Origin of the sequence: Cytobacillus oceanisediminis (assembly GCF_022811925.1) — a bacterium.
GTDB lineage: Bacteria > Bacillota > Bacilli > Bacillales > Cytobacillaceae > Cytobacillus > Cytobacillus oceanisediminis_D.
Genome location: NZ_CP065511.1, coordinates 1,894,539 through 1,908,234 on the forward strand (window position 1 = coordinate 1,894,539; position 13,696 = coordinate 1,908,234).

Genomic DNA, 13,696 nt, shown 5'->3' on the forward strand with positions numbered 1-13,696 from the left:
ACGAGAAAATATAAAGAATCGGCACCTTTTGCAGGTGCCGATTTTTATTAGGCTTTATCAGCTGTTTTTTTCGGGGTGACTTCTTCTTTAAACGATTTAGCCAGCGATACCACAATTAGAAGCATAATGACGGTAAAAGGAAGTGCAGCTATAATGGAAGCCCTTTGGAGTGCTTCCAGACCTCCAGTCCATAAAAGGATGGCTGCAGATGCTGATTGAATAATGCCCCAGACAAATTTCACTTTACCCGGAGGGTTCAGGCTTCCGTTTGTCGTCTGCATCCCTAGAACAAAAGTAGCTGAGTCTGCAGAAGTAATAAAGAATGTACTGATTAAGAAAATAGCCAATGAGCTAAGAACAGTGCTGAAAGGGAAGTTATCGAACACAGTAAACAGTGCTACTTCCATTCCCTGCTGCTCGATTGTTTCCATGATAGGCTTAGCCTCGAAGAATTCAAGGTATATACCTGTTCCTCCAAAAACAGAGAACCAAAGGGCTCCAAATAGAGTTGGAACAGCAAGCACACCAATGACGAATTCTCTTATTGTCCTTCCACGGGATATTCTGGCTATGAACGTACCGACAAACGGCGCCCAGGCAATCCACCATGCCCAATAAAAAATGGTCCAATCCTGAAACCATGTCAGCTCCTGATCAAAAGGGCTGAGCCTAAAGCTCATGGATGGAAGATTTTGAAGATAAGAGCCAATCGTCGTTGTGAACAGATCCATAATAAAGTTAGACGGACCAACAAACAGCAGAAATAACAATAAAGATATTGCTAAGATAATATTTAAATTACTTAAATATTTTATTCCCTTGTTTAAACCGGTTTGTGCTGAAAACATAAACAAGATCGTTACAACGACAATAATAATTAATTGAGTGGTGAAATTATTACCGATACTGTCGAATATTCCAGAAAGTCCTCCTGAAATCTGAATGGCACCGAGGCCTAATGATGTCGCAACCCCGAAAACAGTTGCAAAGACGGCAATAAAATCAATTAATACACCCAGAGGCCCGTCCACTTTGCTCCCTAAAATTGGCCTCAAAATGGAGCTGATAACTCCCGGTGCTCCTTTTCTGAACTGGAAATAAGCGAGTGCAAGTCCAATGACAGCATAAATAGCCCAAGGGTGAAGACCCCAATGGAAAAAGGAGTATCTCATGGCAGCTCTTGCTGCTTCTGGTGTCTGTCCTTCCAGAAAGGGAGGTGCATAAAAGTGATACATAGGTTCCGACACTCCCCAAAAAACCAGGCCAATTCCCATCCCGGCACTGAAAAGCATGGCAAACCAAGTTAAGTAGCTATATTCAGGCCTATCTGAATCCTTACCCAGACGAATATTCCCATATTTGCTGAATGCTAATAGGATTGAAAAAATTAAAAAGATAGAAGCTGATAAAAGGTAAAACCAGCCGAACTTCTCCAATATGAATCCTTGAACAGTTGCTGTAACAGAATCAAGGTTGCCTTTTGGCAGTATGGTCTCCGGGACAAGTCCCCATAAAATAAATATTGCTGTGAATATGACTGATACCGTAAAAACGGGTGTCAGTTTCTTCATCAAATCCCTCCAATTCTTAATAAAATGAACCTAAATAAAATAATTCTGTAAAACTCCCGATCCTAAAAATGCAGGAAAATAAGTATCCCGCTTTCCTGACAGTTATAGTTTGATTTTTTAAAGCATTTTGAAGCTCAGCAGGGGAGAGCAGCTTCCCGAAAAAGATCGCCTATGTAAAATCCAAAGGATGTATAGATCCAAACTGAATTCTAAATTTTACTTTTGAATGTTCAAAACGGACCTATTTCGGGTAAAATCAGTAGATAATGGTAAGGTGTCAAAAAGGGGAACAACTCTTTTAAAAAGGCCATTTTACATACTAACACTTATTGGGGTGAGTTTAAAGGAATATGCACTAGAGGAGGCCGATATGAGAATAACAGGACTTATAATAGGTGTTTTTTTCTTACTAATTCTGGCTGCATGTACGGATTTTATTGCGGTTGAAAGTAAGCAATCTGAATTGGAAAAAGAAGAGAATAAGCAAGAAAAAAATAATTCGGATGATCATTCTAAAGTTCATGAATCCAAATCGGAGAAGAACAAAGGCGAAGCCGAAGAAGAGCCGAAAGAAGAAGCAGTAACCTTATCAAAGCCGCAATACAAGATAAATTCAAATAATTGGACAATAGAACCAGTGAATCAGGCCAACCCAAAAGTTGTATTACTGACCATTGACGATGCTCCGGATAAAAATGCATTGGAGATGGCCAGGATCTTAAAAAAACTTTCAACGCCGGCCATCTTTTTTGTTAATGGGCATTTCATTGATACTCCGGAAGAAGCAAAAGTTTTGAAGGATATTCATGAACTTGGTTTTGCTATTGGTAATCACACATATAGCCACCCCAACCTGAAAACCTTATCCGAGGCACAGCAATATAAAGAGATTGTTGGTCTTAATGATCGAGTTGAAGAGATTATTGGAGAGAGGCCAAAATTCTTCCGGGCACCATTCGGATCCATTACAGATTACAGCAGAGAGGTTGCTAAAGATGAAAACATGCTCCTTATGAATTGGACATACGGGTATGACTGGGAAAAGGAATATCAATCAAAAGAAGCTTTAGCAGAAATAATGATTAATTCACCTTATTTAGTGAATGGTGCAAATTTATTAATGCATGATAGGCAATGGACAAAAGAAGCATTAGAGGATATTGTGAAAGGGCTGCAGAATAAAGGATTTACGCCAGTCGATCCCGCTCGGATCAGCCAGGAAATAGAATGAGAACAGCAGCTGCTGTTCTCAACGTTTTTTGAAATCAATTATTTTCTGTTATAAAAGTACATGATTCTTCCATTGAAGAGATGTAATTCACCTTGCAGCTTTTTAGCGAGAAATTTGCATAATTCATTTGCTTTACCTTTATCTCCAAATGTTGCACCTTCCGGCAATGTAACCTGTATGTACGCCTGTTCCCGTTCAGAACCGTCATCCTCTCTAACTAATTCTTTATTAATGCCAAGCAATATGGCGTTATATCGGTCATGTTCTGAATTTAGGTAAAACCAGGTTCCTTTTGCTTCAGGCTTCTCTTTAATCTCATAAGGAAAAGCAGCATCATTATATTCCCATTTAATCTGGCTGCCTGTTTTGCCTGTAATATCCTTATAATATAAAAAAAGTTCTTTTAGCTCTTCTGTTGATATATTTTCCTTAACTGATGAAGGAACCAGCTTGATAAAAGAATTAGCTGCCAACTTCTTTCCCCCCATTATCCCCATAATTATGGTAATGAACATTCTCCTTCATTCTAGCATTAGATAAAATCTTATGACAACTTAAAATAGTAAGGTAAATTTAAATTACTTGTCAAAGCGCCTATTTTGAATTATAATAATATTCTAAATACTTATTTAAAAGGAGGAATTTTATGGATTATTTTGAGAAGCTCTATGATGAGCATGAAAACGTGAATGTCCGTTTTGTTGGCTTTACGACCGAGTCAACACGTTATGATTTTGGAATTGTTTATACAAACCTCTTCTTCTCTAAGCCTCTGGTTATTTGTATGCAGACCGGCCGCTCAACTCTCCTCGACCCTAAAGATCTCGAAGACATCGAATACTTGCAAAAGGCATTTAAGCTTGATTTATATGAACAGGCGGCTGATTTAAGCGAGTTTTTCATAGAAGCAATCCCTGGTGCGCGTTTCGAAGAACAATACGATTAAACAATAAAAAAACAGGCCGAATTGGTCTGTTTTTTTTATTATGTCATACTATTAATAAATGTCTATAAATGCTATTAACGTAAATACCAATAAAAAACAATAATTATGTTATACAATTAGGCTTGATAATTTAATAATGTTATATTATTATTGATTTATAGATAAAGCGCTTTCAATTACCACTAAAACTCATTGAAAAGGAGAATGAAAAGATGGGTACAATCGTATGCCAGGCTTGCAATTCAACTATTGATCACTTTGAGGATGAAAAAGTAACTGTATTATATTCAAAAAAATGCAATTGCTGTGACGGAGAAAAAACAGAGAATACTAAAAATAGCCGCTAATAATAAAAAGAGCCTTTCCTAAAAATGGAAGGCTCTTTTGCATTTTTATCTGATGGCCCGGTGCTCTTCAATAACGCGAAGATATTTGAAGTCGTAATCTTCCGGTCCTTGTACTGGAAGTCCCGCTTCCATATTCGTTTTTATATAACGCAGGTTTTCCTTAGTAATGATTTCTCCTGGAATAAATATAGGTATTCCGGGTGGATAAACCATGATGAATTCGGCGATAATTCTTCCTTCTGACTCGTCAAATGGAACCAGTTCTGTATCAGCATAAAATGCGTCACGAGGTGTAAGCGATAAAACGGGAATATCAGGCAGCAGCACTTGAGTTTCAAGCTTTTCAGTATTCCCTTTGCGCTCATTAGCGAGTTCGGCAAGAGCGGAAACTAAAATATCAGCTTCTCTTTCAGTGTCGCCTGGGGTAACGATGCAAAGAATATTATATAAATCGGACATTTCTACTTCAATATTATGATGTTCCCGAAGCCAATTTTCCACATCGAAACCATTCATGCCAAGTTCTTTGACAGAAATAATCAATTTGGTCGGATCGTAGTCATGCGCCGCTTTTGTTTCCAGTATTTCTTCACCGACACAATATAGCCGGTCAATTTCATTGATGCGGCGGCGAATGGATTGGGCCAAATCAATAGTCTTTTGAATAAGTTCCTTTCCTTCAGTGGCAAGACGTTTTCTGGCAACATCCAAGGAGGCAAGCAATAAATAAGAAGTGGAAGTTGTTGTCAGCATGCTTAAAATGGATTGTACCCTTTTGGCCGAAACAAGATTCCCTTTCATATTTAAGATTGAACTTTGTGTCATGGACCCGCCCAGTTTGTGGACTGATGTTGCTGCTAAATCAGCGCCGGCTTGCATGGCTGATAATGGAAGCTCGTCATGGAAGTGAATATGCACACCATGGGCTTCATCCACAAGTACAGGCACATTGTATGAATGGGCTATTTCTACAATTTTTTTTAGATCGGCAGAAATACCGAAATAAGTAGGATTAATCACTAAAACCCCTTTGGCATCCGGATGAAGTTCCAGGGCTTTAGAGACTGATTCAGTTGTTATACCGTGAGATATACCCAAGTTTTCATCAATTTCAGGGTGTATAAAAATAGGGGTTGCCCCTGAAAACACAATTGCAGACATGACGGATTTATGAACATTCCTCGGAACAATGATTTTATCCCCGGGCCCGCAGACAGCCATAACCATGGTCATGATGGCTCCGCTCGTTCCTTGTACAGAGAAGAATGTTTTATCTGCCCCAAAGGCCTCTGCTGCAAGATCCTGTGCTTCTTTTATAATGCCTTTGGGCTGATGAAGATCATCAAGGGGACCAATGTTGATCAGGTCAATAGCGAGTGCATTATCACCAATATATTCCCTGAATTCCGGATCAATCCCGGCACCTTTTTTGTGGCCAGGTATATGAAACTGTACCGGATCCTTTTTTGCGTGTGCAAGCAAACCGCTGAACAGCGGTGTTTTGTATTGAGACAACTTATTCCCACACCTCTTTAATAATAATATTTCAATATGCTCATGTTGTTATAAAACATTTGCATTATAGCATTATTCAATCCCTTTGCATAGAAAGTTTTATTGCATATTCATTCTGTTAAAGCCTGTCTAGTTACCGCTCCTAGGGGCGAAGGACTTGCCAATCCCTTCCAGAAGGAAAGAACACCTCCTTGCAGGGCTCGTCTTATGCTTGTCGTCCCTGGGCAGTCGCCTCCATATTTCGGTTTGCCATTAGTTTTAGAAGTTAACAGGAATTTAAACCTTATAAATAGAAATAAAAAGTTAGGAAGAAATGGAGGGTATATAAATGAACTGGAACACACGTGTGACAGAATTATTAAAAATTAAATATCCAATTATACAGGGCGGCCTTGCCCATCTTGCCTATTCAGATTTGGCTGCAGCTGTTTCAAATGCAGGAGGATTAGGGCAGGTTACCGCAATGTCTCTCAGCAGCCCGGAAAAATTAAGAGACGAGATCCAAAAGGTTAAGAAATTGACAGATAAGCCATTTGGGGTTAATTTTGCTATTGGACAGCATGGAAGGCTATTTTCTCACTACCTGGATGTTGCAATTGAAGAAGAAGTTCCTGTTATTTCTATGACAGGGGGTAATCCTGCGCCTATTTTTGATCAATTAAAGGGTGTAAATGTTAAGAAACTTGTACTTGTGGCGGCAAAACGGCAGGCAGTAAAGGCAGAGGAACTTGGGGCCGATGCTGTGATGGTTGTCGGGCAGGAAGGCGGCGGACATTTAGGCAGGGATGATATTGGAACCTTCGTTCTAGTTCCTCAGGTGGCTGATGCTGTATCCATTCCTGTGATTGCCTCAGGAGGAATCGGAGACGGCAGGGGCCTGATGGCAGCATTAAGTCTTGGAGCAGAGGGCATTGAGATGGGGACAAGATTTGTTGCGACTAAGGAATGCGTCCATGCTTCTGAATTATATAAAAATCGTTTAGTCGAAGGAACAGAAAATGACACAGTAGTAATAAAAAGAACTATAGGTGCACCTGCAAGGGTTATCGCTAACTCATGGTCGGAAAAAATACTCGAAATCGAAAAACAAAACGGCGGCTATGAGCAGTTAAAAGACTACATTAGCGGGAATGCTAATAAAAAATATATATATGAAGGGAACGACCGTGAAGGATTTGCATGGGCTGGACAAGTTATGGGATTAATTAAGGATATCCCCTCTGTTGAAGAACTATTCCAGCGGATCATTACAGAAGGAGAATCAATTAGGGGGAGATGGGTTAAATATTGATAAAATAATGTGAAAATGCATCATGATTATCATAAATGAGGTGAAGTGAAATGGAATATCAGTACCCGATTGACCAGGATTGGTCAACAGAAGAAATAGTTGACGTTATTAAATACTTTGAAAGCATTGAAATGGCATACGAAAAAGGAATTGAGCGGGAACAATTCATGAATGCATATAGACGCTTTAAGGAAATCGTTCCGGGAAAAGCCCAGGAGAAAAACATCTGTGATGAATTTGAAGAACAAAGCGGCTATTCCTCTTACCGGACAGTTAAATTGGCCAAAGAACGTTCAGCAGGGGATAAAGTAAGAATGCAGAAATAGACTTAGTAAAAAAACAAAACCTTCATATTGAAGGTTTTGTTTTTTTGAACTGCCTAATCCACGTTATGCGAAACATGTTTATGCCATTTTGTATAGGGGTAATAAATTTCTAAATACAGATTCAGCTTTTTCAATAAACTGATCAGGTGACAAATGAACGGCATCTTCTCGTGAAATATGATAGCCGCAAAGAATTTCAGCTTTTTTTACATTTTGCAGGCGCTGAAACATGGATTTCAATTCTTCTTTTGACATTTGATTATGCGGAACAGCATCTGGTTTTGTGTGATCGCCGGACCAGACATAATCTTTGGGTATTTCTTTATAAAATTTATCCAGGCTGTTCTCAAAAGACTTGCCTGCAGCAGCTTTATTCGGTGCTTCATAGATGATGGCAAACCAGATGAAGACATGCGTTTCCCATAAACCTATCTGGAAATGAGGAAGCATTTTGTATCCCCTTGCATTGCTTGCAAATGCGACCCAAGTATCATTTGGCGGATTCTTTGTTCTTCTCGCATGCTTAGCAACATGAGGAAACATTTCATCTCCGGACAGGTTTGAGAGAGAGGGTGCAAAATGGCGTCCCAACTCTTCTAACTTTGGCCTAATAACAGATTTTAACCTGTCCATTCTTTCATCAAGTCCATCTATTTTAAAGACATCGAAATCATCGTTTGTAAAACCAGAAAAAGACATAAGCTAACCTCCTATATGCTTTGTCAAATATTGTAGCATAACCTCGAACAATCCAAAAATTTTAAGCACTAATGAAGAGACTAAATAAAGTTTTAGGTTATCGCACAAATTAGTTGCAACTGAGAATTGTCCTTCATATGATAATAGTAAAAATAATCAGAAAATTAAACACTATTGGAAGGGGTGTACTGTCTAATGAAACAACTTATGAATACAGTGAAAAAGAAAAATGGTGATAGGGAAAGAACAGCGGTCTTAAGGCTGGAAATGGATTATGAGTTAGCTACTTTGTTTGATGCCATGTCAGAAAAAAATGAAGATCTCCAGAAGCAATCAAAACTAAAGCTTGAAAAAATCAGGCAGGAACTTCTTAGATTAAAAGCACTTTAAGATGAATTGTGAATAAAGGAGAAAAGGCAGAAAAAATGCAAATGAAAAGAAAGAATAATTAGAAACGGACTCCCTGATTACATGAGGAGTTCGTTTATTATTTTGGCAATTATTTTTAACTGCAAATGATAACCCTCATCATAGGAAAGTATATAACTTGAAGAACCTTGCTAATTCATTTAAGCTAGTTATATTTTAATGATATACCAAGCGGAGGGCGGACCAATGACAAATTGGAGTGAAATTCATACATATGCCAAAGCCTTGATTAGAGAGGCCGGCGAGAATATTAAAAATTCTTTCAGCAAAACTTTGACCATCACCACCAAGTCAAATGCAAACGATTTAGTGACAGATATAGATCAGGAAACAGAACAATTCTTCATAAAAAATATTAATGAAAAATATCCTGGCCATCGAATCCTTGGTGAAGAGGGTTTCGGTGATAAGTTAAGCGATATGGAAGGGATTGTCTGGATTATTGATCCAATTGACGGAACAATGAATTTTGTCCATCAGCAGAGAAACTTTGCGATATCAGTAGGCGTCTATGAAAATGGAAAGGGGAAAATTGGATTAATTTATGATGTAGTCCATGATGAGTTATATCATTGCATGAAGGGGCAGGGTGTTTTCATGAATGAATTGAAACTTCCGCCATTAAAGGAAACGGATGTATCAAAGGCAATAATCGGATTGAATGCTACGTGGGTTACGGAAAATAGAAGAATTGATCCATCACTCCTGGCTCCCCTCGTAAGAAATGCAAGAGGAACCCGATCCTATGGTTCAGCAGCAATTGAAATGGCATATATTGCATCCGGGAGGGTTGATGCATACATAACAATGCGTCTGGCTCCATGGGATTTCGCCGCTGGTGTCATCATGATTGAGGAATTGGGAGGAATTGCAACAACCGTTAAAGGTGATCCGCTGAACTATCTTGAAAACAATTCTGTTTTTGTCTCTAAGCCAGGGTTACATCAGGAAATTATGAAAGAATACTTAAAAAATGGCAATTGGTAATATATCAAGCAGCAGGTTCACAGATGAAGACTTGCCATTTTTTTTAGAGGTCATCAAGGATAGTGCTGCTTGGGAAGAAGAAGAAAAAAGCGGGCATAACCTAAGGGATTATATGGCCAGGTATCAGGAACTGAATGGGGAGTGGAGAATTTGGAGGCTTGATGGAGAACGGATAGCCGTCACATTCCATGTGAATTCATCTCCTTCTAACCGGAAACCATGGCTGGGTACCATTCTGGTTAAGAACAATATTCGCAGGAAAGGTATCGGCACTAAGGTTATCGAGCTGTTAGCCGCAGAATTAAAGGAAAAAGGAGAAAAGTCTTTCTTTGCGGGTGTTCCTGAAAACCGGCACAATTGGATATATTTTTTAGCTGATGCCGGTTTTGAGCAATTCAAAATGGAGGCTTATCCCGATGGAAAAGACTTCTTAATAATGGTCTGTCCATTAATCTGAAAAAGCTGCAGCGCAGAGCTGCAGCTTTTAAGCCGTTTCTATAATAAACCGTCTTCCCTCATTTTCTTCTTTGTTTTGAAACCGTATCCCATTACAAAAATTAAAGCAATGATGGCAAAGATCATCCCTATAATGCTTCTTTCAGCTATAGCAACGCCTATGCCCATCATGCATAGAGCTGCCCCAATCGCAAAGGCTAATAAAGGCCACTTGATTTTGTTCATAAATTTTTTACACTCCCAAGCGGATTATTTTAAGTAAATACTGGCGAAAAATATGTAAAGAGAAAAAAAAAAACAGCAAACATCAGAAATAAATCCTTTTCTACATTATTTTACACAAAAAGCATTTAGGTTTCTATAGTAATTGTGATATAATGTATCAGTTGTGAAAAATGTTGAAAAGTGATTCAGTTTTTATAAATAGGAGGAAATCTTTTGAAATTAAGAGAAGATATTCGAAATATTGCAATTATAGCCCACGTTGACCATGGTAAAACAACATTGGTTGACGAGCTTTTAAAACAGTCCGGGACTTTCCGTTCTAATGAGCACGTGGAAGAGCGCGCGATGGATTCAAATGATCTGGAAAGAGAACGCGGTATTACGATTTTAGCTAAAAACACTGCAGTTAAATATAAAGATACAAGAATTAACATTCTGGATACGCCTGGACACGCAGATTTCGGCGGTGAAGTGGAACGTATCATGAAAATGGTTGATGGTGTTTTATTGGTAGTTGATGCATATGAAGGCTGTATGCCTCAAACACGTTTCGTACTCAAAAAGGCTTTGGAGCAAAAATTAACACCAATCGTAGTAGTAAATAAAATTGACAAAGAATCTGCCCGCCCAACAGAAGTTGTTGATGAGGTTATCGATTTATTTATCGAACTTGGTGCAGACGAAGACCAGCTTGAATTTCCGGTTATTTATGCTTCTGCTATTGCTGGGACTGCAAGTACAACTCCTGATAAACAGGATGATGATATGCATTCGGTTTATGAAGCAATTATTGACCATATACCAGCACCTACTGATAATCGTGAAGAGCCGCTCCAATTCCAGGTTGCCCTTTTAGATTACAATGATTATGTGGGAAGAATCGGAATTGGCCGTGTATTCCGGGGAACAATCAAGGTCGGCCAGCAAGTTGCCTTAATGAAGCTTGATGGTTCGGTCAAGCAATTCCGGGTTACAAAAATCTTTGGCTTCTTCGGCCTTAAGCGCGAGGAAATTCAAGAAGCGTTTCCTGGAGATTTGATCGCTGTTTCCGGAATGGAAGACATCAACGTCGGGGAAACAATCTGCCCTGTCGAGCATCAGGAAGCACTTCCTGTTCTAAGAATAGATGAGCCAACATTGCAAATGACTTTCGTTGTAAATAACAGCCCATTCGCAGGAAGAGAAGGCAAGTATATTACAGCCAGAAAAGTTGAAGAAAGATTGCGTGCCCAGCTTGAGACAGATGTGAGTCTTCGTGTCGAAAATACTGATTCACCTGACGCTTGGGTTGTATCTGGACGTGGAGAACTTCATTTATCAATACTCATTGAAAATATGCGCCGTGAAGGTTTTGAATTGCAGGTTTCCAAGCCGGAAGTAATTATTAGAGAAATTGATGGTGTTCGCTGTGAACCGGTAGAACGTGTTCAAATTGATGTGCCAGAGGATAATACCGGCTCAATCATTGAATCAATGGGTACACGTAAAGGTGAAATGCTTGATATGGTCAATAACGGAAATGGCCAAGTGCGACTAACATTCAACGTCCCAGCCCGCGGACTAATTGGCTACTCCACAGAATTTATGACGCTTACTCGCGGATATGGTATTATCAATCACACATTTGACAGCTACCAGCCTGAAATTAAAGGACAAATCGGAGGCAGAAGCAAAGGTGTGCTTGTGTCCATGGAAAGCGGAAAGTCATCCACATATGGTATTATGCAAGTAGAGGATAGAGGTACCATTTTCGTTGAACCAGGTACTGAAATCTATGAAGGAATGATTGTTGGAGAGCATACTCGCGAAAATGACCTTACTGTCAATATCACAAAAGTGAAGCATGCAACCAACATCCGTTCTGCTAATAAGGATCAAACGAATGTAATTAAAAAGCCGCGTATTTTGACACTTGAAGAAGCGCTGGAATACTTGAATGATGATGAGCTACTTGAAGTAACACCTGAGTCAATCAGACTACGCAAGAAAATTCTTGATAAAAATGAACGTGAAAGAATGGCCAAGAAGAAGAAATACGCTGAAACTAACTAAGGCTAAGAAGGGGAGGAGAGAAGGATATGGATGTTTCACAGCGCCTGTCTTTTTTCGCTGCTTTGTTCAAAGTCCATGAGAATCCCACAACTGGAATGTGGCTTCTATATATAACAATTGTTCTACTGTCCATACTGGTTTTTAAATTGGGGTTTGCCAAGAAACTTCCTATAATAAAATCAGCTGTTATATATACCTTCTTGATTTTAGGATGTACCGTGTTGACATTTCTTGGGGTATTCCTTCCTGTAGCAGAAGGCCTTGTTGTTGCTGCGTTAATTTTGATTATCTATAAAATCCGCCTTCACCAGGAAAAGAAGGAACAGGCAAAGGCGGAATAACCGGGAGAGGCTGAGATGAAATCTTTGCAGGATTCACTGTATAACTGGTTAACGATAAAAATTGTCTGTGATGAACGTCCGGATGATACAGCAGCAGCAGACACAGAAAGAGTGTTTTTTAACATTCTAGCAGAAGAGCATAAGATTTCTGATATCGAAGTTGAAAAAGATGATGTCATGTACTTTGTGCATTATACTAAGGATGAAGAACGGAAGAAGAGCCGTTTTTCCCGTGAATTAATAGAAGTGATGCTTAATCAGATTCAAAATGAACCTGAAAAGTATATGAATTATCCAAAGGATTAAGAAAAGCCGTCCCTAAATGATGTTAGGGACGGCTTTTTTATGCTCTTCGTCTGATTTACCATTCTTCCTCCTGGACTTTGCTTCGATAGAGGTTAAAGTTTCCGGTATCTGCTCTTTTTTGTGTTTTTTCTGTAATTCTTGATTCGCATGGTTTGCACATATATGTGTGAATTGGGCGGTTTCGAAGGCGTTTAGCCTGTAAGGACTCGTTTTCAATTGATTCGATTTTATCACAAAGTACACATTTTACTCGCATAGGACACCTCTTATTGTTTAGCTGTTGTTAATACCATTATAGTATAAGTTAAGGATTGATTCGAATGCTTTGCGGCAAATTAAATTTTTTAGGGTCAGGCCGTATTGGGTTTATTGTGTTAGTTCATATTAGTATAGAAAGCGCAAAGGCTTCAAACAGACTTGAGGAAAAGGATGTTATTGGTTGAAAGAAAAGCGTTATCATACTATGATGAAATTAATAAAGGAGGGAAAAGAATGGCAAATCAGGTAGAACCGAAATTAATTAAACCATTATATGACGAACTGCAAAAGGAACGTTTTGTTACACTTGCCACTGTTGATTTTGAAACCGGCGGACCTAATGTCAATGCGATTTCATGGGTATTGGCAAAAAATGAGGAAACATTGTATTTTGCAGTCGATAACCGTTCCAGGATTGTTCAAAACATAAATAGCAATAACAAGGTTGTTCTGAATATTATTGCGAATGAATCTACATACTCCATCGCTGGTGAAGCTTCGGTTAAGGCAGAAAAGATGGAGGGAGTACCTCTTAAGCTTGCACTTATGGAAATCACTGTGAAAGAAGTCCGTGATGTCATGTTTTACGGGTCTAAAATCACTGTAGAGCCGCAATATGACAAAACATATGATAAAGACGCAGCAGCCCGTTTGGACAAACAGGTTATGGAAGCGATGAAAAATGCTTAGTTCCCCCCTGGGAACTAAGTTTTTTT

18 protein-coding genes are annotated in these 13,696 nt (G+C 39.0%); 12 read left to right on the plus strand and 6 right to left on the minus strand.

Annotated features, from left to right (window positions below):
* Positions 1-47: 47 nt before the first annotated feature.
* On the minus strand, positions 48-1,571 hold the full coding sequence (locus tag IRB79_RS09755) for a glycine betaine uptake BCCT transporter (protein ID WP_243508274.1): 1,524 nt from the start codon (positions 1,569-1,571) through the stop codon (positions 48-50).
* A gap of 370 nt (positions 1,572-1,941) precedes the next feature.
* Here IRB79_RS09755 and IRB79_RS09760 point away from each other — a divergent pair, with 370 nt between their 5' ends.
* Positions 1,942-2,802, plus strand: a complete 861-nt coding sequence (locus IRB79_RS09760) for a polysaccharide deacetylase family protein (protein WP_243508275.1) — start codon at positions 1,942-1,944, stop codon at positions 2,800-2,802.
* Between the two features lie 38 nt (positions 2,803-2,840).
* Here IRB79_RS09760 and IRB79_RS09765 read toward each other — a convergent pair whose 3' ends face one another.
* Positions 2,841-3,275, minus strand: a complete 435-nt coding sequence (locus IRB79_RS09765) for a DUF1885 family protein (RefSeq protein WP_243508276.1) — start codon at positions 3,273-3,275, stop codon at positions 2,841-2,843.
* A gap of 173 nt (positions 3,276-3,448) precedes the next feature.
* Between IRB79_RS09765 and IRB79_RS09770 the strand changes: the two genes are divergently transcribed.
* Positions 3,449-3,748: a DUF3055 domain-containing protein gene (locus IRB79_RS09770; protein ID WP_009330973.1), complete on the plus strand. Its 300-nt coding sequence runs from the start codon at positions 3,449-3,451 to the stop codon at positions 3,746-3,748.
* 212 nt (positions 3,749-3,960) lie between these two features.
* A complete protein-coding gene (locus IRB79_RS09775; RefSeq protein WP_243508277.1) occupies positions 3,961-4,095 on the plus strand; it encodes a GapA-binding peptide SR1P in 135 nt (44 codons plus the stop codon).
* 45 nt (positions 4,096-4,140) lie between these two features.
* Here IRB79_RS09775 and IRB79_RS09780 read toward each other — a convergent pair whose 3' ends face one another.
* Entirely contained in the window at positions 4,141-5,610 is a 1,470-nt protein-coding gene (locus IRB79_RS09780; RefSeq protein WP_221877667.1) for an aminotransferase class I/II-fold pyridoxal phosphate-dependent enzyme, read from the minus strand.
* Between the two features lie 328 nt (positions 5,611-5,938).
* Here IRB79_RS09780 and IRB79_RS09785 point away from each other — a divergent pair, with 328 nt between their 5' ends.
* Together IRB79_RS09785 and IRB79_RS09790 are read left to right on the plus strand one after the other, a co-directional pair.
* Positions 5,939-6,901, plus strand: a complete 963-nt coding sequence (locus IRB79_RS09785) for an NAD(P)H-dependent flavin oxidoreductase (RefSeq protein WP_243508278.1) — start codon at positions 5,939-5,941, stop codon at positions 6,899-6,901.
* Positions 6,902-6,951: 50 nt separating this feature from the next.
* Positions 6,952-7,227, plus strand: a complete 276-nt coding sequence (locus IRB79_RS09790) for a UPF0223 family protein (RefSeq protein ID WP_113881800.1) — start codon at positions 6,952-6,954, stop codon at positions 7,225-7,227.
* 78 nt (positions 7,228-7,305) lie between these two features.
* Here the strand turns inward: IRB79_RS09790 and IRB79_RS09795 are convergent, their stop codons facing one another.
* Entirely contained in the window at positions 7,306-7,926 is a 621-nt protein-coding gene (locus IRB79_RS09795; protein WP_243508279.1) for a YktB family protein, read from the minus strand.
* Between the two features lie 195 nt (positions 7,927-8,121).
* Between IRB79_RS09795 and IRB79_RS09800 the strand changes: the two genes are divergently transcribed.
* The 3 genes from IRB79_RS09800 (at position 8,122) to IRB79_RS09810 (ending at position 9,799) form a co-directional block, all read left to right on the plus strand.
* Positions 8,122-8,316 carry a hypothetical protein gene (locus IRB79_RS09800; RefSeq protein ID WP_035328635.1) on the plus strand — a complete coding sequence of 65 codons (195 nt, stop codon included), beginning with the start codon at positions 8,122-8,124 and terminating at the stop codon, positions 8,314-8,316.
* A gap of 225 nt (positions 8,317-8,541) precedes the next feature.
* The gene (locus tag IRB79_RS09805) at positions 8,542-9,342 is read left to right on the plus strand and encodes an inositol monophosphatase family protein (RefSeq protein ID WP_243508280.1); all 801 of its coding nucleotides are present in this window, start codon (positions 8,542-8,544) and stop codon (positions 9,340-9,342) included.
* Complete coding sequence (locus IRB79_RS09810) at positions 9,329-9,799, plus strand: GNAT family N-acetyltransferase (protein WP_243508281.1); 471 nt, start codon at positions 9,329-9,331, stop codon at positions 9,797-9,799. Before IRB79_RS09805 ends, IRB79_RS09810 begins: the two co-directional genes overlap by 14 nt.
* A 38-nt stretch (positions 9,800-9,837) precedes the next feature.
* Here IRB79_RS09810 and IRB79_RS09815 read toward each other — a convergent pair whose 3' ends face one another.
* The gene (locus IRB79_RS09815; RefSeq protein ID WP_243508282.1) at positions 9,838-10,023 is read right to left on the minus strand and encodes a YlaF family protein; all 186 of its coding nucleotides are present in this window, start codon (positions 10,021-10,023) and stop codon (positions 9,838-9,840) included.
* 213 nt (positions 10,024-10,236) lie between these two features.
* Between IRB79_RS09815 and typA the strand changes: the two genes are divergently transcribed.
* From typA to IRB79_RS09830, 3 genes are read left to right on the plus strand one after another with little or no spacing between them, the layout of a single operon-like run.
* Entirely contained in the window at positions 10,237-12,075 is a 1,839-nt protein-coding gene (typA, locus tag IRB79_RS09820) for a translational GTPase TypA (RefSeq protein ID WP_243508283.1), read from the plus strand.
* A gap of 26 nt (positions 12,076-12,101) precedes the next feature.
* On the plus strand, positions 12,102-12,416 hold the full coding sequence (locus IRB79_RS09825; protein ID WP_009330961.1) for a YlaH-like family protein: 315 nt from the start codon (positions 12,102-12,104) through the stop codon (positions 12,414-12,416).
* A gap of 15 nt (positions 12,417-12,431) precedes the next feature.
* The gene (locus IRB79_RS09830; RefSeq protein ID WP_243508284.1) at positions 12,432-12,722 is read left to right on the plus strand and encodes a hypothetical protein; all 291 of its coding nucleotides are present in this window, start codon (positions 12,432-12,434) and stop codon (positions 12,720-12,722) included.
* Positions 12,723-12,777: 55 nt separating this feature from the next.
* Here IRB79_RS09830 and IRB79_RS09835 read toward each other — a convergent pair whose 3' ends face one another.
* Positions 12,778-12,978, minus strand: a complete 201-nt coding sequence (locus IRB79_RS09835; RefSeq protein ID WP_243508285.1) for a YlaI family protein — start codon at positions 12,976-12,978, stop codon at positions 12,778-12,780.
* Positions 12,979-13,214: 236 nt separating this feature from the next.
* Here IRB79_RS09835 and IRB79_RS09840 point away from each other — a divergent pair, with 236 nt between their 5' ends.
* Positions 13,215-13,670 carry a pyridoxamine 5'-phosphate oxidase family protein gene (locus IRB79_RS09840; RefSeq protein ID WP_243508286.1) on the plus strand — a complete coding sequence of 152 codons (456 nt, stop codon included), beginning with the start codon at positions 13,215-13,217 and terminating at the stop codon, positions 13,668-13,670.
* Positions 13,671-13,696: the final 26 nt, after the last annotated feature.

Excerpts from the sequence above, each read along its gene's own strand:
- IRB79_RS09835 (WP_243508285.1), bottom strand. The coding sequence starts at position 12,978 with ATGCGAGTAAAATGTGTACTTTGTGATAAAATCGAATCAATTGAAAAC.
- IRB79_RS09770 (WP_009330973.1), top strand. The coding sequence starts at position 3,449 with ATGGATTATTTTGAGAAGCTCTATGATGAGCATGAAAACGTGAATGTC.
- IRB79_RS09830 (WP_243508284.1), top strand. The coding sequence starts at position 12,432 with ATGAAATCTTTGCAGGATTCACTGTATAACTGGTTAACGATAAAAATT.
- IRB79_RS09790 (WP_113881800.1), top strand. The coding sequence starts at position 6,952 with ATGGAATATCAGTACCCGATTGACCAGGATTGGTCAACAGAAGAAATA.
- IRB79_RS09815 (WP_243508282.1), bottom strand. The coding sequence starts at position 10,023 with ATGAACAAAATCAAGTGGCCTTTATTAGCCTTTGCGATTGGGGCAGCT.
- IRB79_RS09805 (WP_243508280.1), top strand. The coding sequence starts at position 8,542 with ATGACAAATTGGAGTGAAATTCATACATATGCCAAAGCCTTGATTAGA.
- IRB79_RS09800 (WP_035328635.1), top strand. The coding sequence starts at position 8,122 with ATGAAACAACTTATGAATACAGTGAAAAAGAAAAATGGTGATAGGGAA.
- IRB79_RS09755 (WP_243508274.1), bottom strand. The coding sequence starts at position 1,571 with ATGAAGAAACTGACACCCGTTTTTACGGTATCAGTCATATTCACAGCA.
- IRB79_RS09760 (WP_243508275.1), top strand. The coding sequence starts at position 1,942 with ATGAGAATAACAGGACTTATAATAGGTGTTTTTTTCTTACTAATTCTG.
- IRB79_RS09785 (WP_243508278.1), top strand. The coding sequence starts at position 5,939 with ATGAACTGGAACACACGTGTGACAGAATTATTAAAAATTAAATATCCA.
- IRB79_RS09810 (WP_243508281.1), top strand. The coding sequence starts at position 9,329 with ATGGCAATTGGTAATATATCAAGCAGCAGGTTCACAGATGAAGACTTG.
- IRB79_RS09840 (WP_243508286.1), top strand. The coding sequence starts at position 13,215 with ATGGCAAATCAGGTAGAACCGAAATTAATTAAACCATTATATGACGAA.
- IRB79_RS09775 (WP_243508277.1), top strand. The coding sequence starts at position 3,961 with ATGGGTACAATCGTATGCCAGGCTTGCAATTCAACTATTGATCACTTT.
- IRB79_RS09825 (WP_009330961.1), top strand. The coding sequence starts at position 12,102 with ATGGATGTTTCACAGCGCCTGTCTTTTTTCGCTGCTTTGTTCAAAGTC.
- IRB79_RS09795 (WP_243508279.1), bottom strand. The coding sequence starts at position 7,926 with ATGTCTTTTTCTGGTTTTACAAACGATGATTTCGATGTCTTTAAAATA.